This is a genomic window from Paenibacillus sp. 10L310 (assembly GCF_056395745.1).
Window position 1 is genome coordinate 292,316 of record NZ_JBFTKC010000006.1, and the last position, 23,561, is coordinate 315,876.

9 protein-coding genes are annotated in these 23,561 nt (G+C 47.2%); 8 read left to right on the plus strand and 1 reads right to left on the minus strand.

From position 1 onward, the window contains the following. Positions 1-2: 2 nt before the first annotated feature. The 4 genes from AC1DE7_RS16600 (at position 3) to AC1DE7_RS16615 (ending at position 17,409) form a co-directional block, all read left to right on the plus strand. Positions 3-11,054: an amino acid adenylation domain-containing protein gene (locus AC1DE7_RS16600; RefSeq protein WP_477534817.1), complete on the plus strand. Its 11,052-nt coding sequence runs from the start codon at positions 3-5 to the stop codon at positions 11,052-11,054. Continuing rightward, positions 11,051-12,331, plus strand: coding sequence for an MFS transporter (locus AC1DE7_RS16605; RefSeq protein WP_127550791.1), 1,281 nt, complete (start codon positions 11,051-11,053; stop codon positions 12,329-12,331). Before AC1DE7_RS16600 ends, AC1DE7_RS16605 begins: the two co-directional genes overlap by 4 nt. Before the next feature lie 43 nt (positions 12,332-12,374). Beyond that, a complete protein-coding gene (ectB, locus tag AC1DE7_RS16610) occupies positions 12,375-13,634 on the plus strand; it encodes a diaminobutyrate--2-oxoglutarate transaminase (RefSeq protein WP_127550793.1) in 1,260 nt (419 codons plus the stop codon). 853 nt (positions 13,635-14,487) lie between these two features. Next, positions 14,488-17,409 carry an insulinase family protein gene (locus tag AC1DE7_RS16615; protein WP_477534818.1) on the plus strand — a complete coding sequence of 974 codons (2,922 nt, stop codon included), beginning with the start codon at positions 14,488-14,490 and terminating at the stop codon, positions 17,407-17,409. A gap of 151 nt (positions 17,410-17,560) precedes the next feature. Here the strand turns inward: AC1DE7_RS16615 and AC1DE7_RS16620 are convergent, their stop codons facing one another. Further along, entirely contained in the window at positions 17,561-18,268 is a 708-nt protein-coding gene (locus AC1DE7_RS16620) for a helix-turn-helix domain-containing protein (RefSeq protein WP_017687366.1), read from the minus strand. A 250-nt stretch (positions 18,269-18,518) separates the two neighbouring features. On the opposite strand from AC1DE7_RS16620, the gene AC1DE7_RS16625 reads away from it, so the two are divergent. The 4 genes from AC1DE7_RS16625 (at position 18,519) to AC1DE7_RS16640 (ending at position 23,016) form a co-directional block, all read left to right on the plus strand. Then, positions 18,519-19,739, plus strand: a complete 1,221-nt coding sequence (locus AC1DE7_RS16625; RefSeq protein ID WP_477534819.1) for a MalY/PatB family protein — start codon at positions 18,519-18,521, stop codon at positions 19,737-19,739. Positions 19,740-20,315: 576 nt separating this feature from the next. After that, positions 20,316-21,608 carry a group II intron reverse transcriptase/maturase gene (gene ltrA, locus AC1DE7_RS16630; protein ID WP_477534820.1) on the plus strand — a complete coding sequence of 431 codons (1,293 nt, stop codon included), beginning with the start codon at positions 20,316-20,318 and terminating at the stop codon, positions 21,606-21,608. 300 nt (positions 21,609-21,908) lie between these two features. After that, positions 21,909-22,577, plus strand: a complete 669-nt coding sequence (ung, locus tag AC1DE7_RS16635) for a uracil-DNA glycosylase (RefSeq protein WP_047843722.1) — start codon at positions 21,909-21,911, stop codon at positions 22,575-22,577. 19 nt (positions 22,578-22,596) lie between these two features. After that, on the plus strand, positions 22,597-23,016 hold the full coding sequence (locus tag AC1DE7_RS16640) for a hypothetical protein (protein ID WP_017687369.1): 420 nt from the start codon (positions 22,597-22,599) through the stop codon (positions 23,014-23,016). Positions 23,017-23,561: the final 545 nt, after the last annotated feature.

Consider the following 23,561-nt stretch of genomic DNA (forward strand, 5'->3'; position numbering starts at 1 on the left):
TCTTGAGCGATAAGCTGACTATTGCGGGGGTATACAACTTAACACCGATGCAAGAAGGAATGCTGTTTCATTCCTATTTGAACCCGGATTCCGCCGCATACTTCGAACAGTTTTCCTGCACCGTCTCGGGAAGGCTGAATGCCTTGATATTGGAAAAAAGTTTTAATGTCCTGATCGACAAATATGATGTGCTTCGGCTTAATTTCATCCATGAGAACACGAAAAATCCAAAGCAGGTTGTATTCAAAAAGCGCGTGATGCCTGTGTTTTATGAGAACTTGTCGTCGTTTGGCGAAATGGAGCAGGAGCAGTATATCCGCCGCTATATCCAAGAGGACCAGAAGAAGGGGTTCGACCTGGCCAAGGATGTGCTGCTTCGTGCGGCCGTGCTGCAAACCGGTGATCTCAGTTATAAGCTGATTTGGAGCTATCATCATATCATTCTGGACGGTTGGTGTTTAAAAACAATCGTTCAGGAATTGTTTGACGTCTATAAATCGCTCAGCCAGGGTACGTTTTCATCAGTGGAAGAGGCGCCGCCCTTCTCCCGATACATTCAGTGGCTGGATGGGCAGAACCGCGAAGAAGCCCGAAGCTACTGGGCCGGATATTTGGAAGGCTACGAATCAGATATTGAACTGCCCTCCTTTGGCATGAACACCCAGGTAGGCCGGAATGGCTATGGTCGCAGGGAGGTACGGCAAAGAGAGCAAGCCGTTCAAGTGGACCGTGCCTACAAAATAAGCCAGGAAACGACACAAGGGCTGGAGCATCTGGCCAAAAGTCATCAGGTGACTTTAAATACGGTGCTCCAGTCGGCCTGGGGCTTGTTAATGGGCCGCTATAACGGAACCGAGGATGTGGTTTTCGGTACCGTCACCTCCGGCCGACCGGCTGAAGTGGAGGAGGTTGAGAACATGGTCGGGCTGTTCATCAATACGGTCCCGATCCGGATCGCCTTCCATGGCGGGATGTCGTTCTCTGCATTAATTCGGGAGGTCCAGCAGTCCTCCTTAGAAACACAAAGCTACGACTTTTATCCGCTGGCTGAGATTCAATCCCTGACTTCCAAGAAGCAGCATCTGATCTCTCATATTTATGCCTTTCAAAATTATCCGGTGAGTGCGGACCCTCTAGATGAAGGAGAAGAAGCGTTTGCAATTACTGAGCTTGAAGATTTTGAGCAGACGCATTATGACTTTAACCTAATTCTGATGCCGAACGCTGGGCTCGAAGTCAAATTTAAATATAACTCAGCCCGATATGTCCAGGCCGCAATGGATCGTTTGTTCCAAAATTTTGAGCAAGTGCTCGATCAGGTCGGCCGGAACGCTGACATTCTGATTCAGCATATTTCAGTCATTACAGACGACGAGAAACAGCAAATCCTGCACCAATTTAACACCGTCGGCGAATATCCGAGGGATCAAACGATCGTGCAGCTGTTCGAGCGTCAGGCCGGGATGATACCGGGAAACATCGCTATCGTGAATAAGGAACACAAACTGACTTATGCGGAGTTGAATGTGCGAGCTGATCGTCTGGCATCCCGACTGAGAAGAAAGGGTGTTGAACCAGATAGCGTCGTGGGCTTGATCGGCGACCGTTCAATGGAGACGGTAGTGGGTATGCTGGGTATTTTAAAGGCTGGTGGCGCCTATTTGCCTATTGATCCGGAATACCCGGAAGATCGCATTGCCTTTATGTTGAGGGATAGTGAGACGAGATGGATCGTTACGTCGGAGTGTTATGCGGACAAGCATATGGACGGAGTCGAATCCATCATTCTGGATCGGGAAGAGGATGAATGTACTTCAACTGTGATAGAGGACCGTGCAATCGATGCGGAAAAGATTCTTACGCCCTCAAACCTGGCCTATGTGATGTATACCTCCGGTTCGACGGGACGTCCCAAAGGGGTGATGATCGAACATCATAATGTGGTACGGCTCGTCCAAAACAGCAACTATGTCCCTTTTGAACCAGGAGACCGCATTTTGCAAACCGGAGCACCTGTATTTGATGCCTGCACATTTGAGATTTGGGGAGCACTTCTAAACGGCCTGGAACTTTATATCATCGATAAGCACTCCATTCTGGATGCGCAGCTGTTGGGAGAAGCGATTCATGAATACCGCATTACAACAATGTGGCTCACCTCTCCCTTGTTCAATCAGTTGTCTCAATTGGATCCGACGTTATTCCGTCCCCTTCGCTTCTTGATCGTCGGGGGGGATACCCTTTCCCCTAAGCATATTCAGCTTGTGGCGAACCAATGCCACAATACGACGATCATTAACGGGTATGGGCCGACTGAAAATACGACGTTTTCCTGCTGCTACACGATCCGTTCGTTCGAGGAAACAAGGATTCCGATCGGCGGACCGATTGCCCATTCTACTGCTTACATCGTCGATTTATACGGGCATCTGTGCCCCGTCGGTGTTTCGGGAGAACTGTGGGTTGGCGGTGATGGCGTCGGGCGCGGATACATAAACAATCTGTCCCTGACTTCGGAGAAGTTTATTGCAAGCCCTTTTATCGAGGGAGAACGGATTTATCGTACGGGGGATCTGGTAAACTGGCTCCCGGACGGAAGCATCGATTTTATTGGCCGGTTGGACAATCAGGTGAAAATACGCGGTTTCCGCATCGAAACCGGGGAAATCGAAAGCCGGATTCAGATGCATGTAAGCGTGAAGGAGGCTGTAGTCACAGTAAGAGACAAGGGTGACGGTCTGAAATCATTATGTGCTTATGTGGTTGGTGCGGAAAATCTCGATGCGACGAGTATGAAACAGTATCTTTTGAATGATCTGCCGGATTATATGGTACCTGTTCATTGGGTATTTATGGACCAACTACCGCTTACTCCGAACGGCAAAGTTCACCTGCAGGCCTTGCCGGAGCCCGTGGAGGCTAATGCTCTTGGTAACGAAGCGTTTGTTGCGCCTCGGAACGAAACGGAGCAAAAGCTGGCGGACATTTGGAGCGCTGTACTGGCCATTCCTTCGATCGGGGCGAATGACCATTTCTTTGAGCTTGGGGGTCATTCCCTGACAGCGTTAAAGTTGGTCACGGAAATGAAAAAGCAATTTGAGATCCAACTCCCTTTAAGAGATATATTCCAGACGCCGATTCTAGCAGAGATGGCAGCGAGGATCAACAGGAACGAAGATGAGGAATTTGTTGGGATCGAGCCTGCTCCCCTAGCCGAGTTCTATCCAGTGTCCTCTGCGCAAAAGCGCCTGTATGTTTTGAATAGTATGGCAGGAATTACAACAGCGTATAATATGCCGTTTGTCCTGCAAATCGAGGGTAAACTTGATGTCGACCGGCTGGAACAGTCTTTTCAAATCTTGATTTCCCGCCACGAGTCTTTACGAACCTCTTTTGCGTCTTTGCATGGGGAACCCGTCCAGGTGGTGCATGAGAAGGTACCCTTTGCTATAAAGGAATTGGAGTCTCATCCTAGTGAGGATATTGAGAAAACCGTCGACCGATTCGTAGTTCCGTTCGACCTCGGAAGCGCACCTTTGCTGAGGGCGGGACTATCTACAATAAGGGAAGAATGCTGTCTTCTGATCATTGATATCCATCATATCGTCGCCGACGGTGCTTCCATCGGAATCATCGTGCAGGAATTCTGCGAGGTGTATAACAGCCTGGGTAAAGAAGCAGTTGCAAAAACTCATGCAGGGCATTCGGTTCGACGTGTTCAATATAAAGACTTTGCCGTTTGGCAAAGTAAACAGTCCGGCCCCAGGGAGCAGCAGGAGCATTACTGGCTTAATCAATTTGCCGAAGAGCCACCCGTGCTTAATTGGTTGACCGATTATCCACGACCGCAGATTCAAAGCTTTGAAGGAGCTTTTTCCTCAGTGAATCTCGATGAAGAGCTGACGTCCCGGTTGAAACAGCTGGCTAACGAAACGGGAGCCACCTTGTATATGGTTATGATGGCTGCCTACAGCATATTGCTTTCCAGATATGCCTCCCAAGAGGATATTGTGATTGGATCTCCAACGATGGGCAGAACTCATGCAGACGTGCTTCAAACGGTAGGTATGTTCGTCAACACGCTTGCTTTGCGTGTAAAACCGGAAGGAACAAAAACGTTCGATCAATTCCTGTGCGAAGTGAAACAAACGACACTTCAGGCTTTCGAGCACCAAGACTATCCATACGAGGAGCTTATCGAGAAGCTCGGACTCAGACGCGACTTAAGCCGTAACCCGCTGTTCGACACGGTGTTTACGCTTCAGAATCTCGGTATCGAAGAGTTGGCTTTAGACGGACTTACCGTAAGTTCTCGTTCCTGGGACGGACGGATGTCGAAGTTTGATTTGACATTGACGGTAACGGAAAATGACCGGGGAATGTCCATCGAAGCGGAGTATGCTGCGAAGCTGTTCAAAGCCGGGACGATCGAGCGCCTGATGACGCACTACATTGAGGTTTTAAGGTCAGTGGTTGTTAGCAGACATATCAAGCTGGAAGATATAGAACTGCTGCCGCCGGAGCAGCGGAGCTGGATTCTGGAACAATTCAACGGTTCGAAAAAGGACTTTGCCCATAACCGGACCGCTTATGAGTTGTTTGCAGAACAGGTCAAGCGTACGCCGGACCATATTGCCCTCGTCTTTAAAAACCAGCGGCTGACTTACCGTGAACTGGAGGAACAAACGAGCCGCCTTGCTTACGTTCTGCTGGAAAAGGGTGTGAAACCCGGGGGGATCACGGCAATCATGGTCGAACATTCGGTCGAAATGATTGTGGCAGTGCTTGCAGTATTACAAACGGGGGCGGCATATCTCCCAATCGACCATGAGTACCCTGCCGATCGTATTACTTACATTCTGGAGGATAGCAAGGCTGGCTTGCTACTGACGAAAAATGGGCTGGTACAATCGAAAGGTTTGAGTCTCCCCTGGATCGATTTAGAGGAAGTGCTGATGCCAAACAGTGAGCTTCATATACAGAAGCCGTTCTCGACGCCAAAGGGTTCGTCCGCCGACTTGGCCTATGTGATCTATACGTCAGGGTCTACGGGGAAACCGAAAGGCGTGATGATCGAACACCGCTCCCTGCTCAATATGACAGGATGGTATCAATCGTATTACGGGCTGACGCCTGAGGACAAAAGTACCAAATACGCCGGATTCGGCTTTGATGCCTCTGTGTGGGAGATATTCCCATCACTCTTGTCGGGCGGTGAGCTTCATATTATCCCGGAGGAAATCCGATACGATGTGCCGCGATTGGCGGATTACTACAACGAACAGGGTATCACTGTCAGCTTCCTGCCGACGGCCGTCTGCGAGCAATTCACCCAGATCCAGAATGATTCCCTGCGTGTGCTGCTTACCGGTGGAGATAAGCTCAAGTCTTACCATCCCGTACCCTATGACCTGGTAAATAATTACGGACCTACGGAAAATACCATCGTGACGGCAGCTTTCAAGGTGAATGGCGAATACGATAACATTCCGATCGGCTGCCCGATTGACAACGTAAGGGTGTATATCCTTGACAGAAATGACAAGCTCCTTCCGATCGGGATTCCCGGTGAACTGTGTATTGCCGGAGACAGTCTGGCACGGGGGTACATGAACCGGGACGATTTGACGGCGGAGAAGTTTACCGCCGATCCATTTCAAACCGGTGAAAGAATGTACAGAACCGGTGATCTGGCTAGGTGGCTCCCTGATGGAAACCTGGAGTATCTAGGCCGGATGGACGAGCAGGTCAAAATTCGAGGTTACCGCATCGAGCTTGGAGAAGTGGAGAATGTCCTGCTCAAACAGGAGGGCGTTGCTGAGGCTATCGTTGCTGTGGTATTAAATCCGAAGCAGGAAACAGAGTTGTGCGCTTATATTACGACATCCCGTAATATTGCCGTCCGCGAGATTCGGGGATGTCTGGCGCGGGAGCTGCCGGAATACATGATCCCTGTTCACTACGTGGAATTGAACAAAATCCCGCTGACCTCCAACGGAAAGGTGGATCGCCGCGCGCTTCCGCAACCGGACTTTGCATCCGCTGCAGCAGATAATTATGTGCCACCGCGCGGTGTGACGGAACGAAAGCTGGCCGAAATATGGTCGGAGGTTCTCGGAACGGCCCCGATAGGAGCATACAGCCATTTCTTTGAACTGGGCGGGCATTCACTCAAAGCGGTAGCGCTGGCGTCCCATATCAAGGAAGTCTTCCAGATTGACTTTCCGTTAAGCAGTATTTTTCAACATCCTGCGATGGAACAGATGGCTGAGGCGATCGACGCTGTGGAACAAACAAGCTATTCCGCGATCGCAAAGGTGCCGGAAAGAGAGCATTATCCGGTGTCGTCAGCACAGAAGCGCTTGCTGATTCTCAATGAGCTTGTGGGGGCGGGGACGGCTTATAATATGCCTTTTGTTTTACAGCTAACGGGGGAGCTGGACCGTGCACGGCTGCACCAGGCATTTACTATCCTCATTCGCAGGCATGAAGCGTTCAGGACCTCGTTTCGGTTTGTAGAAGGAGAGCTGATGCAAATGGTGCATCACGACGTTTCTTTCTCTGTCCGGGAGCTTGAGGCACCGGAAGATCCGGACCATATTTCGGAAATCATAGAGCGGTTCGTTGAACCCTTCTCCTTGCAAAAGGCTCCGCTAATGCGCGTAGGGCTGGCAAACTTGGGTGAGGATAGGCATATTTTGATCATAGATATGCATCATATCGTTTCGGATGGAGGATCGATCCGCCTTCTTGTCGAGGAGCTGAACTTGCTTTATAGCGGCCAAGAGCTGGATGATACCTCATCACGCATCGAATATAAGGATTATGCGGCATGGCAAAGTGAAATGCTTCAATCGGAAGCCTACGCGAAGCAAGAACAGTATTGGCTGGAGCGTTTTGCAGGAGAGCTGCCCGCTCTAAACCTTCCGGCAGATTATCCACGGCCGCAAATCCAAAGCTTTGAAGGCGATGCTTTCTCTATTGCGATCGGCAGTGAATTAAGCTCCCGGATTCTTGGGGCGGCTGCCCGGACTGGAACTACGTTATACATGTTCCTATTGGCTGCATACAACATTCTATTGTCCAAATACGCCAACCAAGAGGACATTATCGTAGGCACACCGACCTCTGGTCGACTGCAAAAGGAATTGGAAAGTGTCATCGGTATGTTCGTCAATACCCTGGCGATTCGAAATCAGCCGGAAGGAAGCAAACGGTTCATCGACTTTTTGGAGGAAGTTAAAAAGCATTCGCTGCAAGCATTCGAGCATCAGATGGTCCAATATGAGGATTTGCTCGAAAGGCTGAATGTACGGCGGGATGTCAGCCGAAATCCGCTGTTTGATACCATGTTTGCCGTCGATAACGTCGGCGTCGGGGAAATTCAGCTTGGTGAACTTCTTATAGAACCGTATGACTTCGACAACGGAACATCCAAATTCGACCTGATGGTTACGGCAGCAGAAGAGGAGGGGGAAATTCGCCTGGATGTAGAATATGCCCGGAAGCTGTTCCTTAAAGATACGGTGGAGCGGATGATCGCGCATTACCTTCAAATTCTGGAGGCCGTGACCACAGATGTGGAGATCCGGCTATCCGACATCCGTATGCTGACGGAAGAAGAACGGGGTCAGATCATTGGGGACTTCAACAACACGAAAACCGAGTATCCCCGTCAAACCATTCACGAACTGTTCGAGGAACAAGTGGATAAGCATACAGAGAGCATCGCGCTGGCCTGTGATGGTATCGAACTGACATATGGCGAACTGAATGCCAAAGCAAACCAGCTCGCGGCACTGCTGCGAGAGAAGGGTGTAGGGCCTGAACGGGTCGTTGCCGTCATGGGTGACCGTACGCTGGAAATGATTATCGGGATGCTCGCCATTCTAAAAGCGGGAGGTGCTTATCTTCCGATCGATCCTGACTATCCGCGTGATCGGGTGGAATATTTCTTCAAAAACAGCGGCGCCAAATGGCTGCTCGCCCGGAGCTGCTTTGCGGATCGGGCTGCCTGCGACGCGGAAGTCATCTTGATGGATCATCGGCAGCTCTGTGACGAGAGTGCCCCGAACCTGCTGAATAAGACGGGCACCGACAATCTCGCCTATGTAATGTATACATCGGGATCAACCGGACTGCCTAAGGGCGTTATGGTCGAGCATCTGGGCGTTTCCAGATTGGTCAAGAATACCAACTATGTTCGCTTCAGCACTGAAGACCGGGTCTTGCAAACGGCGGCACCCGTATTCGATGTCAGTGTATTTGATATATGGGGGGCGCTGCTGAACGGAGCGAGGCTGCACCTGGTCGACAAACTTACGCTGCTGGATCCGGTCCTCTTTGAATCCGCGCTTCAGCAGCATGACATTACGACTTTGTGGTTAACATCGCCGCTGTTTACACAATTTGCCCAACACAAGCCAAACATGTTCCGCAACGTAAGCTATTTGATTGTCGGTGGAGATGTTCTCTCCCCGAAACATATTCAGCAGGTAAGAGAGCAATCCGGTCCGTTAACCATGGTAAACGGGTACGGACCTACGGAGAATACAACCTTTTCATGCTGCTTCGTCATCGATAAGGCATACGGAAATAGCGTGCCAATTGGACCGCCGATCAGCAACTCCACGGCCTATATCGTCGATAAAAACGGGAATTTGAATCCGGTAGGTGTCCCCGGCGAGCTTTGGGTAGGGGGAGACGGCGTGGCTCGGGGATATATAAATAATGAAGAATTATCGGCTCAGAAATTTTTCTCCAATCCGTTTATTCCAGGTGAGCGGGTCTACCGGACCGGGGACGCCGCCAAATGGCTTCCAGACGGCTCTATCGAGTTTATCGGCAGAATGGACAATCAGGTGAAAATTCGGGGGTTCCGGATCGAGACAGGCGAGGTCGAGAATATACTGCTCAGTCATCCTTCCGTGAAAGAAGCCGTCATCCTTGTCAAGCAGGCCGGAGAGTCGCAGGATAAGATCCTTTGCGGTTATGTTGTGGCGGAGGTTGAATTGACCATACAGTCGCTAAAGGAGTTTATGGGACAACAGCTCCCCGACTACATGATTCCGACCGTAATCCTATTTATGGCTCAACTTCCGCTCAACGTGAATGGCAAAGTTGACCGAAAAGCGCTCCCCGAGCCGGATTATGACGTAACCGAGGGCGAATATACTCCGCCAAGGAATGAGGCGGAAGCTGTAATTGTGCAGGTCTGGTCGGAAGTGCTGGGATTGGAACGGATTGGTGTCCACAACAATTTCTTTGAAATCGGGGGACATTCATTAAAGGCCATGCAGGTTGTTTCAAAGCTGGATAATCTTGGCTTCGAACTGAGTATAAATCAGGTGTTCGCCCATCAGACTCCTGCCGAGCTGGCGGCTTCTACGGTACGTTCTGTAACGGTGGAATCTGAGCACCACTTTACAGATATTCCCACTGCGGAACAATGGCTTGGGGAACGCTTAGAACGCACATGCAACTGGAAAACTTATTCCGTTGACGGCGAGGAATTCATGGTCGTCCACATTTCAGGAATGGATGATGGACTGAAACGGAGAGCAGAGAACTTGATTGCTGCACACCTGGACGAGAAGATTCAACCGCACTTCATTGCGGATGCTTTGAGCGCGCTGATTCCGACATCAGAACGCAACCTAAGCAGGCAAGAACTGAACGACCAATTGGGTTTGCGGCAGACGAATGGCGCAGACTGGGTAGAAACGATGATGAATTCGATCTCACGGAAGCAGAAGGCGTACGCCAAAGGCATTACAAACCAGCCGATAGTCAAAGAGTATGATATTTCGCCTTCCCAAACGTACCATTTCAAGCATAAAGATGTGTCGGGAACCATGGTGAAATTTGGAAAAGTGATTCAGCCGGAGTTGTTGGGCCGAGCCTTGCAGCGAATTGTGTCTGCCGAGGAAGTCATGCGCAGTGTACTCATCGAAGATACTGAAACGGAAACCGGACGTTGGCGATTGCATGAAAGCCCGGAGCAGCTCGAGCTGCCAACTTTAGATATTTCCGGTTTCGAACCAGAGTCGCAAAGGGATATTCTGCGGGCGCTTATGAAGAATTTTTTCATCAGGCCGTATACGGACAGCGATCCATTGATGTACCGGGTGCTGCTGGTCAAGCAAAACGTAAAGGAATATGTCCTGCTGCTCCCGTTCTCACATACGATATTCGATTACATGAGTAATGAAATTATTCGTAATCGAGTAATCCATGAATATGAATCACTAAGCCAAGGGAGAGTTGACGAAACGAGAAAAAGCCGTACCTTTACGGATTTTGCCGACCAGATTCGCAGAGGCCCGGAAGGGATATCGGCAGCAAGTTTTAACGAGCTTTACAATATTCCGTCATTTGAATCCGCTGCTAGGGAAATCGCCGTCAGTATGTATCGGCGCAGCGACTTGGATCCGGCAAAGATTACGGTTCTCCACCATAGCGTCCCATTTGATATGGAATTATCGCAAACGCTGGATGCAGAGTTTAAATGGAAGACAGCGTTGGGGATATGCGCTGCGTTTTTCGGAACGTACTTCGGTAAGTCACGGATTCCGTTGTGGATGACGCATTTTGGCAGACAGTACCGGGATCAGTCTTATTTCGATATTGTCGGTGAATGCATAGATTATATTCCGCTGTTGTTAGACTGCGGAGAAGAAATGGACAGGCAGACCGAATCGATCAAAGGGATGCTGAAATCCGCTTCCGAGCATAACATCCATTTTGCGAATCTGTTGTACAACGAGTCGATTGATCCAGCCTTTATGGATGCGGCGCAGCGGTTGGCTGCAGCCCATCGGGAGATGCCGATCAATTTCAACTATTTGGGAGAACTCGGCACGGAAACGGATTTGGACTACCTTGAGGAAGATGGTGTGAATTGCGATGAGCCTAACCGGATCTTATGCATGGCGTGGCACCAAGGGAACCGGATTCACATGACGCTTGTTATTCCTGCGGAAGAGAATCCAGATACTCTTCGCAGCATACTTGATGAAGCCGCACGGAAACATATGAAGGGTGTAAAAATATGAGAGACTCAACAAATATAATCGTTTTCAGTCTAAGCAGATTAATCACCGAATTGGGAACATCCATTTTTCGTTTTGCACTCAGTCTGTATGTTCTGGATCTCACCGGTTCATCGAGTATGTTCGCTTTAGTGTTGAGCTTCACCTATATACCGGGCATATTCGTCAATATTATCGCTGGGGTGTTCGTTGACCGCAGCCGTAGTAAAAAAAGGATTATGATAGTCTGTGATTTTCTATGTGGAATCTCAGTTCTAATGCTTATGTTCATGTTTGAGGCTTTTCACGACAGCATTTGGCTGTTCGTTGTTTATTCTATGATCTTGAGCGCTCTTCAAGCGCTCTTTACTCTGACGGTAAACTCATCCGTTCCCAATATTGTCTCTCCGGAAAGGGTTCCGACGGTCAATTCCAGCACGCAGAGCATCAGTGCCCTAATCGGCATACTGGGACCGGTGCTCGGTGCAGCGGCTTATAGCAAATTTGGGCTGGAGCATATCTTTTTGATCGAGGGAGCCGCGTTCATTTTCTCCGGGTTTTTGAATTTGCTATTGAAATTCTCGCCCCGCAAAGAGGAGATCGGAGAAGCAAAGCCTTATTTTGAAAGTGTAAAAGAGGTTTACAAATACATTCGCCGCCGGGCTGCGATCAAGTATCTGCTGATGATTTTTGTTTTTATTAACTTTGTAATTGCTCCGGCAGTTTCCCTTATCCTGCCCTTTATCGTTTATCAAGCGCTCGATATGACGCCACAGCAATTATCATTTATCGAAGCGGCGCTGGCGGTAGGCGTAATTATAGGGGCCGTTGCTGTGTCGGTACCGGTCATCAACCGGTTTATTACCAACAAAATCTTCATTTTAATTCAGATCCAGGCGTTGATGATTGTCCTATGGATGTTCCCCGAGTGGCCCATCTTTGAGACAAGCACTAAGGTAGTGCTTATGATAGGCTTCATGATCGTCTTGATGTTCACCGGAATACTTAACACAATGGGCAATATTCCAATGCTTTCTTATGTTCAGCTCTATATACCTGAGCGAATAAGAGCTAGTGTTTTAGGGGTGGTGAACACGGTAATAACCATCGCTGTGCCTATAGGAATGGGGGTATACGGTGCACTTCTGGAAATTGTAGATTGGTACTATATTACATTGGTTTCCGGTGCCGGTTTGCTTGTGGTCGGCATCCTGGCTTACCGTAACCGCGATCTCAGAGAGTTTTTTACCCAAGGCAGCGAGCCTGAGCCTTTAAGAGTTGTGGAAACACACGAGGCCTGACAATTTCTATTGAAATTGCAAAAGACGAAAAGGGGAATGTAAAATGGATACGTTCGAAATGTTGGAGTCCAACGTGAGGTCTTATTGCAGAAGTTTTCCGGTTATTTTCGATAGAGCTAAGGGTGAGCAATTATACTCGGTTACGGGAGAAGCCTACATCGATTTTTTCGCAGGAGCCGGAGCGCTGAATTATGGGCATAATAATGAGTATATGAAGGCCGGAATCATTGAGTATGTAGCTCAGGACCGAATCATGCACGGACTCGACATGTATACGAAAGCGAAAGAGGATTTTATTCTTTCATTTTCGGAGCATATCCTTCAACCTCAATCTTTGGATTATAAGCTGCAATTTTGCGGCCCGACAGGCACGAATGCTGTGGAGGCTGCTTTGAAGTTGGCCCGTAAGGTCAAGGGTAGAAATGGTATATTTGCTTTCATGGGGGGCTTTCATGGGATGTCCCTCGGAAGTTTGTCTGTCACGAGCAGCAATGCGATGCGGGAAAGTGCGGGAATTCCGCTGAATAATGTGACTTTTATTCCTTACGGACAGTCTTTTGAAGGGTTGGATACGATCCGTTACATGGAGCATATTCTGTCAGATACGCATTCCGGTATTGGCAAGCCTGCAGCGGTTATTCTGGAAACCGTTCAGGCGGAGGGCGGAATCAACGTTGCTGAAAATGAATGGTTGCAAAGCCTGCGACAGCTATGTGATGATCACGATATTTTGATGATTGTCGATGATATTCAGGTCGGATGCGGAAGAACGGGTGCGTTCTTCTCATTCGAGCGGGCGGGAATCGTGCCGGATATCGTTATTTTATCCAAATCGATTAGTGGGTATGGATTGCCGATGTCGTTGTTGCTGATGAAACCGGAGCTGGATATATGGAGTCCGGGTGAGCACAATGGAACGTTTAGGGGGAATCAATTAGCCTTTGTCACGGCTAAGGCCGCGCTTGAATTCAGGACTGCGGAAAGGCTTGGGGAACAGGTACGCAAAAAAGAAGAATTTCTTAAGCAATATTTAAAATATGAAATTGAACCGCTATATCCTGGACTACATATTCGAGGCATTGGCATGATTTGGGGGATTGATGTCTCTTGTCTGGGCGAAGAAGTGGCACGGGAAATCACAGCGAATTGCTTTAAAAATGGGCTTATTCTCGAAAGAGCTGGTCGTAATGACACAGTGATTAAAATCATGCCTCCTTTGACGATAAATATAGAGAATTTGATGATTGGCTGTAATAAAATTAAAGAGAGTATCAGTAATGCTTGTCATGCGTATAGTTTCTAATCTTTCGTATATATCGTTGTTATGTTGGTAGGCGTATCTATTTTAGGTCGCCCCAGTCATAAAATCAATTGGAAGTGAACTATGACCCAGCATTTTAATTATCGCATACCTATGCAAATACTGGCTCAAACCCGAAATCTGGCCAATTTCCACAGGAGGTCTTTCAGGGGTCGTGGCAACAAGGATCGAACGAGAACGCCAATGATCTGCTGCGGGTGTTTTTTCCGAAAGGTCATGACTTTGCCTCCATCAATAACGAACGCTGTATTTTATTTTTCTTGTTTTCAAGTATTCCTCTCCGCAGTTTCCTGTAAGACATATTGGGGGAATAATTTGATAAAGACAACAGAATTAGAAATTGTTCTGTTGTCTTTTTTTTGTCTAAAATTAGACTGAACTAAATACGTCTTTTTCACAGCAACTGTTGAGAGAGTGTATGTTAAAGATCTATTAGCATATTCTTAACCGAAATGGTTTAACAATACAAAGTACTATTTCTTTAACTGGCTTTTATGAAGAGACGGAACAATGGTGTATACTATCCATAGGCATATATTACCTTTACCGTGCTGAACGATATAGGTTCAACTACACATTTACACGATAACGGAGAGGACAGAAATAACCTGAAGAAGCATAGCCGAAAGTTTTCTGAAAGAAAGCTGCTTCGGAAGCATACGCTTCGCGTTTAGCACCGGATTTTCCCTTTCAAAAGGGAATCAAAAAAATCTGGGGATAACAGCGATCGAAAGGTTGTTCTGTCATCGGAGTGCCAGTGTAAATAATCATATGTGAACTTATAGAAAGCTCACAAACAAATAAAAACAAACATATGGACGGAGGAACTCAATTCATGTTGAAACAGCTTAAACCATACAAGGTGTTACAGGAGCGCAGAATCGAAGAACTGAAATCCGATGCATACCTGCTGGAACACCAGAAATCCGGGGCCCAAATTGTACTTTTGTCCAATGAGGATGATAACAAAGTGTTCAGTATCGGCTTCCGCACACCTCCAGAAGACAATACAGGGGTAGCTCATATTCTCGAACACTCCGTTCTCTGTGGCTCCAAGAAGTTCCCGGCCAAGGATTCCTTTGTGGAGTTGCTGAAAGGTTCACTTAATACATTCCTTAACGCGATGACGTACCCAGATAAAACGATCTATCCAATCGCGAGCCGTAATGATCACGACTTTCACAATCTGATGGATATTTATCTGGATGCGGTATTAAATACGAATATTTATGAGAATGAAAAAATATTTTTGCAGGAAGGCTGGAATTATAATCTGGCCTCTGCCGACGATGAGTTAACCTATAACGGAGTGGTATATAACGAGATGAAGGGGGCCTTTTCTTCACCGGAACGAATGGTGCGCAGAGAAGTGCTGAACTCCCTTTTCCCGGACACAACGTACTCCTGTGAATCGGGCGGTTTCCCGGAAGCTATCCTGGATTTAACGTATCAGGGGCTGCTGGATTTCCACACGAGATACTACCATCCTTCCAACAGTTACATCTATCTCTACGGGGATATGGATATGGAAGAGAAGTTGCAATGGCTAGATGAGAACTACCTGAGTGCATATGATCGAATCGAGATTGATTCGGCCATTCAACTTCAAACTGCTTTTGCAGAACGGGTAGACACAGTTAAGACTTACTCTGCCGGAAGTACGGAATCGGAAGTGGATAACAGCTTCTTGACCTACAATGCGGTGATCGGCACAAGTCTGGACAAGGAACTGAACATTTCGTTTCAAATTTTGTTATACGCCCTGCTGAACGCTCCGGGAGCGGTGTTGAAACAGGCTTTGCTGGATAAAGGCATTGCGAAGGATGTCTACGGTTCGTATGATGACAGCCTGTATCAACCTGTATTCACTGTGGGACTGAAGAAGAGCAATCTGGCGAGCAAAGAGGATTTTCTGGGAACGGTCAAAGAAGTGCTTGAGCGTGTGGTAAAAGAAGGCTTTGATCCAAAAGCGCTGCTTGCAGGCATTAACTCATATGAGTTCAATCACAGGGAAGCGGACTATGGCAGAATGCCGAAGGGCTTGATCTACGGATTCTCCTCCCTGCAAAGCTGGTTGTACGATGAAGAAGCACCTTTCACTCATTTAGAAGCCAATGACGTATTTGCTGAACTGCGGACAAAAATGAACGAAGGTTACTTCGAGCAACTGATTGAGAAATATATTTTGCAAAACACACATACTTCCTTTGTGGCGCTTACCCCGGATAAGGGGCTGAACTCACGCAAAGAAGAAGCGTTGAAAGAACGTCTGAAAACTATTCAGGCTGGTCTTAGTGAGGAAGAAGTTCAGACGTTGATTCAGAAAACGGAGGCACTCGCCGAGTATCAGAATACACCTTCAACTAAAGAGCAGCAACAGGTCATTCCAACGTTATCGATTGAAGATATTGAACCAAAGGCCTCTACGTTGTATCAAACGGTGAAACAGGTCGACGGCACAACCATTCTCCATCATAACCTTTATACCAATGGAATTGGCTATCTGAGACTGCTGTTTGATATTAAAGAAGTGCCACGTCATCTCCTGCCGTATGCAGGATTGCTGAAAAATGTACTGGGTTACGTGGATACTCAACACTACTCGTTCAATGAACTATCCAATGAAATCCATATCCATTCGGGTGGTATTCATAGCGGGATAGGATCTTATGCTAACGCGCATAAGCACAATGAATTCAAGGCTACCTATGAGTTCAACGCAAAAGTGTTGTATGACAAGCTTGGATTTGCCTTTGATATGATCAAAGAAATCGTGTTCACTTCCCAATTCGATAATTCGAAGCGGTTATATGAGATCATCTCTCAGATGAAAGGTAACCTGCAACGTAATCTGATCAATAGCGGACACTCTGCGGGAATTGGCCGGTCTTCGTCCAAACATTCAGCGGTTGCGGATTTCAGAGAAGCTGTGAGTGGCATTGCCTTTTACCAGTGGCTTGAGGATCTTCAAGCGAACTTTGAGGCGAGAAAAGAAGAGTTATCTTCCAGCCTGCAAGAGTTGACGGGGTATATTTTCAGACCGGAGAACTTGCTTGTTAGTTATACTGCCGATGAGCAGGGATATGAAGGACTGGAGCAACAGGTATCCGATCTGAAAGCGAAGCTGTTCACACATGAAGTTGCCAAGGAAGAATTTACATTCACACCGGCTACTCATAAGGAAGGATTCCGATCTCCTTCAGAGGTGCAGTATGTGGTGCAAACGGGTAATTATATCGACAAAGGATATCAATACACGGGTTCACTACGAGTCTTACAGGGTATTCTGTCTCTGGATTACTTGTGGACCAATATCCGCGCCAAAGGTGGAGCTTATGGCTGTATGTCAGGCTTCAGACGGAACGGAGACAGCTATGTTGCATCGTATCGTGATCCGAACCTCGATAAAACGTACAAAGTATACGAAGAGATACCGCAATATTTGACCGATTTCCGGGCAGACGAGCGGGAGATGACGCGTTATATCATTGGTGCGATTCAGGATCTCGATACGCCGAGAACGCCTTATGGCGAAGGAGCATTCTCGCTGGAGTGTTATCTGTCGAATGTGACTGAAGCGGATCTGCAACAGGAACGTGACGAAGTGTTAAGCACGAAGGAAAGCGACATTATCGGTTTTGCTGAGCTTTTATCGGCCATACTTGAACAGCAACAGCGCTGCGTGATCGGTAATGAGAACAAGATTGAGGAACAGAAACAAATGTTTGACGAAACGCTGGATTTAATTAAAAACTAAGCGCTAGTCACACTTATCTCCGATCGAATAGGCAGCAAAGCGAAAGGCACTTTTATGAGCTGGTTTCAACAGCTTATAGAAGTGCCTTTTCTAGTGGGGAGGGACTGTCTCCATCCCATATGATATGAGAATGTGTGACGCTCTGCGTTGTTCAGGTGACGGCGAGCATATTGTATATTTTCAGGGTCCGCAGATCTTCCTTTGAGATTTTCAATTCATTATATAACTCCTGATTCTCGGGTAGCGGGGTTCTGGAGAATAACATTTTGAGCGCAATAGGCATGAAAGGTCTGAAGGAGACACCAGCCATGAGTCCCCACTTTTTCTCCGATTCCTGAAAAGACGCCAGAATATTAATGTATAGATTCTCCAGCGGCGTGGCCTGATTTTTCAAAATTAGCGTGGTGAGTGTATCATAATGCTCGGTGTGGCCCCAATACATATTCTCGCACTCCTGGTAGTTCTCAAAATCCTTCACATTCATATACATCACGGTGCGATAACGGTTGGCATCCGATTGAGCCATCATGTCAATGACACAACGAATGAGACTGTTGTTACGCCCGTCATAGAAGTAAGAATAGAAACGTGTGGAGTTCTTGAAAAAGCTGGACGGGACCGCATTCATCAGGGGAGATGCATGCCTTGGTTCTTGGTACAAGAGTTGCTCCACCTGAATGTTGAGCGCGTTAGCAATATGATGTAACGTGACCAGATCAAGTGTAATATCTCCGCTCTCATATTTGGACAGCGTACCCTTGCTCTTGAAGATCTGATCTGCAAGCTGTTGAATGGTCAGTCCCCGCCACTTCCGAAAGTTTCGTATTTTCTTGCCAACTTCCTGATTGATATTGTTCATAAACGGTTCTCCTTATGCAATGTTTCTTGAGAGTACGTGAAAATGATGAAAGTCATTCATAAAAATGATGTTATATGAGAAATATATCACTTTTTCATTGAAATACCTATTTTGGAGAAACAATTAACTTCATTTGTTTCGTCAGGATAGATTGTATTACATTTGATGCAATTCCTGCGTCATGAAATAATAGGTGTGATACGACATGAAACGACAATGAAAAAGTAAAGCAGATAGAGGAGCAGAAGCTATGAAATATAACTTTGATGAGATTATCGACCGCACAGGAACAAATGCGATGAATACGGATGGTTTCCGTCAATATATTTTTAACGCCACAGAGGACATGACTTTTCCATTCAAAGATGAAGAATTCATTCGCATGTGGATTGCAGATATGGAATTTGCCACACCTCCCGAGATTCTGGATGCAGTTAAGGAACGTCTGGACCGTAGAATCATGGGTTACTCTCAGGTATTTGATCCGGCATACTATGAAGCTGTCTCGAACTGGATGAAAATATACTATGACTGGTCCTTCCCAAAGGAGCATTTGGAGACCTCAAACGGGATCATCCCCGCTTTATATGAACTGGTGGAATACATCTGTCAATCGGATGAGAAAGTACTGATCGTAACCCCGTCTTATGGTTTCTTCAAGTCAGCTGCGGAGCATAACAATCTTGAACTGGTGTGTTCGGATATGATCAACGATCAGGGGCGTTACTCGATTGATTTTGAGGATTTTGAAGCTAAGGCGAAGGATGAGAAGGTAAGGGTATGTATTTTCTGCAACCCCCATAATCCGTCTGGACGTGTCTGGACAACCGAAGAGTTACAACGTGTGGGTGAGATCTGCCTGCGGAACAACGTATGGGTCATTTCAGATGAAATTCACTGTGATCTGCTGCGGACGGGCAAGAGACATACGCCACTCGCAAAGCTGTTCCCGGATACGGATCGAATCATTACATGTATGTCCCCGAGCAAAACATTCAACATGGCTGGTCTGATGTTCTCTAATGTCATCATTCCGAACAAAGCACTTCGAGACATCTGGCAGGCACGCCATTATGGTTTCAAAAACCCACTGAGCATTGCTGCCACTCAAGCGGCTTACGAAACGGGTGATGAATGGCTGAAACAATTAAAAGGTTATTTAGACGCCAATTTCGCCTGCGTAGAACAGTATGTGAAGCAGCATCTGCCACGGGCTGTTTTTCATATCCCGGAAGCCACGTATCTGGCCTGGATCGATATCTCGGCATATGCTCCACAAAATGTAAGTTTACCTTTATTCTTCGCTGAACAAGCGGGTGTATTGCTTGAAGATGGTCATATGTTTGTAGCCAATGGTGAGGGTTGCATTCGGTTGAACCTGGCTTGTCCCCGTTCTGTCCTTCAGGAAGGGTTACGAAGAATCAGCAGTGTGCTTGTGAAAGAAGTCGAAGAGGTGCCCGTTCAAGTATAAAGTTATCAAGTCACCACGCAATAGCGTGGTGACTTTTTTGTATGAGGCGTGCCCAGCAAAGCACGCATCTTCTAGCCGGTGAAAGTCCGGTCGCAGGAGGGGCGAAGCCCCTGCGTAGCTAGGATACTTGCGTATGGCGAAATGTGTGCGTAAAAGCGTATCGACAAAAGTACCTGTCAGAGACAGGGCGAGCGACAGGCCAGGCCGTAACATCAAGTGAATTCTGCCGCGTCGTCAAAAAGGCCTCGCAAGAGGGTCAAGAGGAAGCCGAGTCGCGCTCATATCGACGAAGGCCAAGGAAACTGTTTGGAACTTGGAGCGACAGCGAAGAATCCTCCGGCGTAAAGGGAGCGGCATGGTCTGAAAGAGGATGCAGTGAACTGGGGAGACCCTCCCCCACACGGGATTTTTTTTTAACCCCCGTAAAGAGACGCTCTATAAGTCCAAAAGACGAAGTGAAACGTCTGTGGGAAGGGAGTCCGAGGGGCTCATAGTACCGAAGAACCCAAGGACAACATAACCTTGGGGAGGGAAGGAGCCCTGCTTTGTTTATGCTTTTGGAGGAGGTACGAGTGAGTGAATGCCAACCGGCTAACAACACCAAAGGAAAAAGTTCAACAACTCCAAGAAAAGCTAGGTCATGTGGCCAAGGAGAACAAGAAGCGTAAATTTCATGCTCTGTACGACAAAGTCTACCGCTGGGATGTGCTGTGTGAAGCCTGGAAACGGGTGAAAGCGAACAAGGGAGCTGCGGGAGTAGATGAGGTGACGTTCGCACATATTGAGGAGCAAGGAGAGACACGTTTCCTTGCGGAATGTGAGCGAGAACTGAAAGAAGGCAAATATCATCCGCAGGCTGTAAGGCGGCACTATATCCCGAAGAAAGATGGGAAGCAAAGACCGCTAGGCATCCCCACCGTGCGCGATCGAGTCATACAAATGGCAACCAAGCTAGTGATTGAACCGATCTTTGAAGCAGATTTCGAGGAAGTATCCTTCGGATTTCGTCCGAAACGAAGTGCGAAAGGAGCGCTAGAACGAATTCGGAAAGCCTGCAACCGCAAAGGAAATTGGGTAGTCGACGTCGATATCCAAGGCTACTTCGACAATATAAATCAAGAGAAGCTCATGAAACTGGTGGAAATGCGTATCAATGACAGGCGAATCTTGAAATTAATACGGAAGTGGCTTCAAGCGGGAGTGATGGAAGAAGGAAAGGTGAGGCGATCCGACTTAGGAACACCGCAAGGTGGCGTGATTTCACCGCTTCTAGCGAATATCTATCTGAACTACTTTGACCGGCTATGGGAGAAACACGGAAGTGGGTTGGGAGAACTGACAAGGTATGCAGACGATTTTGTCGTGGTCTGTAAAACCAAAAAGGATGCGGAACATGTATTTGAACTTATACGCAGAATCATGGAACGTCTGGAGCTCACGTTACACCCGACCAAAACCCGGATTGTCGGTCTATGGACAGGAGCCGAAGGATTCGACTTTCTAGGAATGCACCACCGCAAAACGAAAGCAGAAACGTCGCGAGGGAAGGTATATTACACCACGCAGCAATGGCTAACCAAAAAGGCGGAAGAACGTATTCGTGGAGTCATTAAAGAGCGATTATCCCCACCGAGTATGCGATCCAGATCATTTGCGGAACAAGTGAAATGGCTCAATCCGAAGATTCAAGGGTGGAGAAATTATTACTACACGAGCTACAGCCAAAAGAGATTAGCGAAGCTGGACTGGTATATGTTGCAACGGTTAACCCGGTGGTACGCGAAGAAGAGACAACGCAGAAAATGGATAGGTTCAATAGCCGAGGTGAAGTACATCGCCAGTCAATATGAATTAAAAACGCTATTGTAAAATCTGCACGCCCATGAATGACAAACATCGGAAAGCCGTATGAGGGAAAACCTCACGTACGGTTTGATGAGGAGAGGCTGGGTTTTGCCCAGCCTTTTACTCTAGTATACGGAATGTAGCAAAAATACGATTTTTTTTGAGGTGAACGTATACCCTGATGTGCAATTCTGGTCTGCTGTCCCCGGTTATGTTAAAATGGTGGATAGTCTATGAGTTGCATGACATGCGGCTCTCAGAAGGAAGAGCCCAGTAGTTGGGCTGAACGAAACTGTATTCATCAGGGGAAAGGAGCCTATACATATGTTTGGAAACGATTGGGACAAGGTGCTTCAGGAAGAGACGGAAGCCGAATATTTTAACAAGATTCGTTACACTCTCGCCGCCGAGTACAAAACGCAGACGGTCTTTCCGCCCAAAGAAGACTTGTTCTCCGCACTGAAGCTGACGCCATATCATCAGGTTAAGGCCGTTATTATTGGACAGGACCCTTATCACGGAGCGGGACAAGCTCATGGATTAAGTTTTTCGGTTAGACCGGGGGTACGTGTACCGCCTTCTCTGAAAAATATATATAAGGAACTTCAGGCCGATCTGGACCTGCCCATTCCGAATCATGGATCTCTGGTTCATTGGGCGCAGCAGGGAGTCTTGCTATTAAATGCCGTTCTGACGGTCCGTGAAGGTCAGCCAAACTCCCATCAGGCATTGGGCTGGCAGACGTTTACGGATGCTGTCATTCGTGCGCTGAATGAACGTTCAGAGCCGATGGTATATATGCTATGGGGCAGTCATGCCCAGAAGAAAGGTGCTTTTATTAACAGGGACAAGCACCTGGTACTGGAGTCTACACATCCCAGTCCGCTGGCTGCGCATCGCGGATTCCTCGGCAGTCGTCCCTTTTCCAAAGCCAATGATTTCTTGACCTCCAAAGGTATTGAACCGATCGATTGGAAGATACCTGAAAACTAGACAGATGGAGGTGAGAACATTGCGACATTGGATAGGACGAAAAGTAGCGGTATATCGTGCAACAGGCATACGGGAGCCATTAAAGGGAACGCTGGTCGAGTGGGATGAAGAAGCGGAATGTGTACGGATCGGACCGAAACGGATTAAGGTATCGTTTGACAATATCGCAATGATCAGACCTCTTCCCGAAGAGAGTCTTCCCTTAAAGAAAGCACGTTCTGAAGTGCACAAGGTTGGATATGTGATGAAAAAGGCGATTCAGTTCGAAAATGCGATCTATTTCAAGTCACAGGTGATGATCTGGCGCCGGGCCAAAATTGTAGCGTTATCCACGACGATTCTGCGTCATGACGAGGATCAGGTTGAACTTGCAGATGGTCGGGTTCTTCGTAAAGACAAGCATATGTTTGTCGTACGTTCACGCCGTGGGATACGTTAGTTATACGAAGATTTAATATTCATTTCATGCAAAGATCATATGGATTTAATGTTCGGTCTGTATATTAGATAGTAACAACCCCTTCTAAATTGATGTGTATTGAAATGGGAGCCCGACCGGCTGCAAACGGTCGGGTTTTTTTTGTCCATTGGTTCTGTTAACCTGTTGTACATACCCATAACATTCATGTTATATATTATTAAAATAGAAAATTGAACTAAACATTTACACGAGAACGTAGAGGGCAGAAATAACCTGAAGAAGCGGAGCGTTCGCCTTTATCAACAGATTTTCACCTTTGTAAAATTGAATTAAAAAATCTGGGGATAACAGCGATCGGAAGGTTGTTCTGTCATCGAAGTGGCAAGTGTAAATATTCTTTAGTTCAATCTAAAAAGATTATGAGAAGGAGTGAAACTGGTATTATCCCCTCAAGGTAGACAGTGAAAAAAAGAGATCATGTTAAAATGAACTCAACACTGAAAACCGGAGGGGATTTTTGCTATGCCAGCGAAAAAGGGCCAAACTTTTAATCAATATAGTGA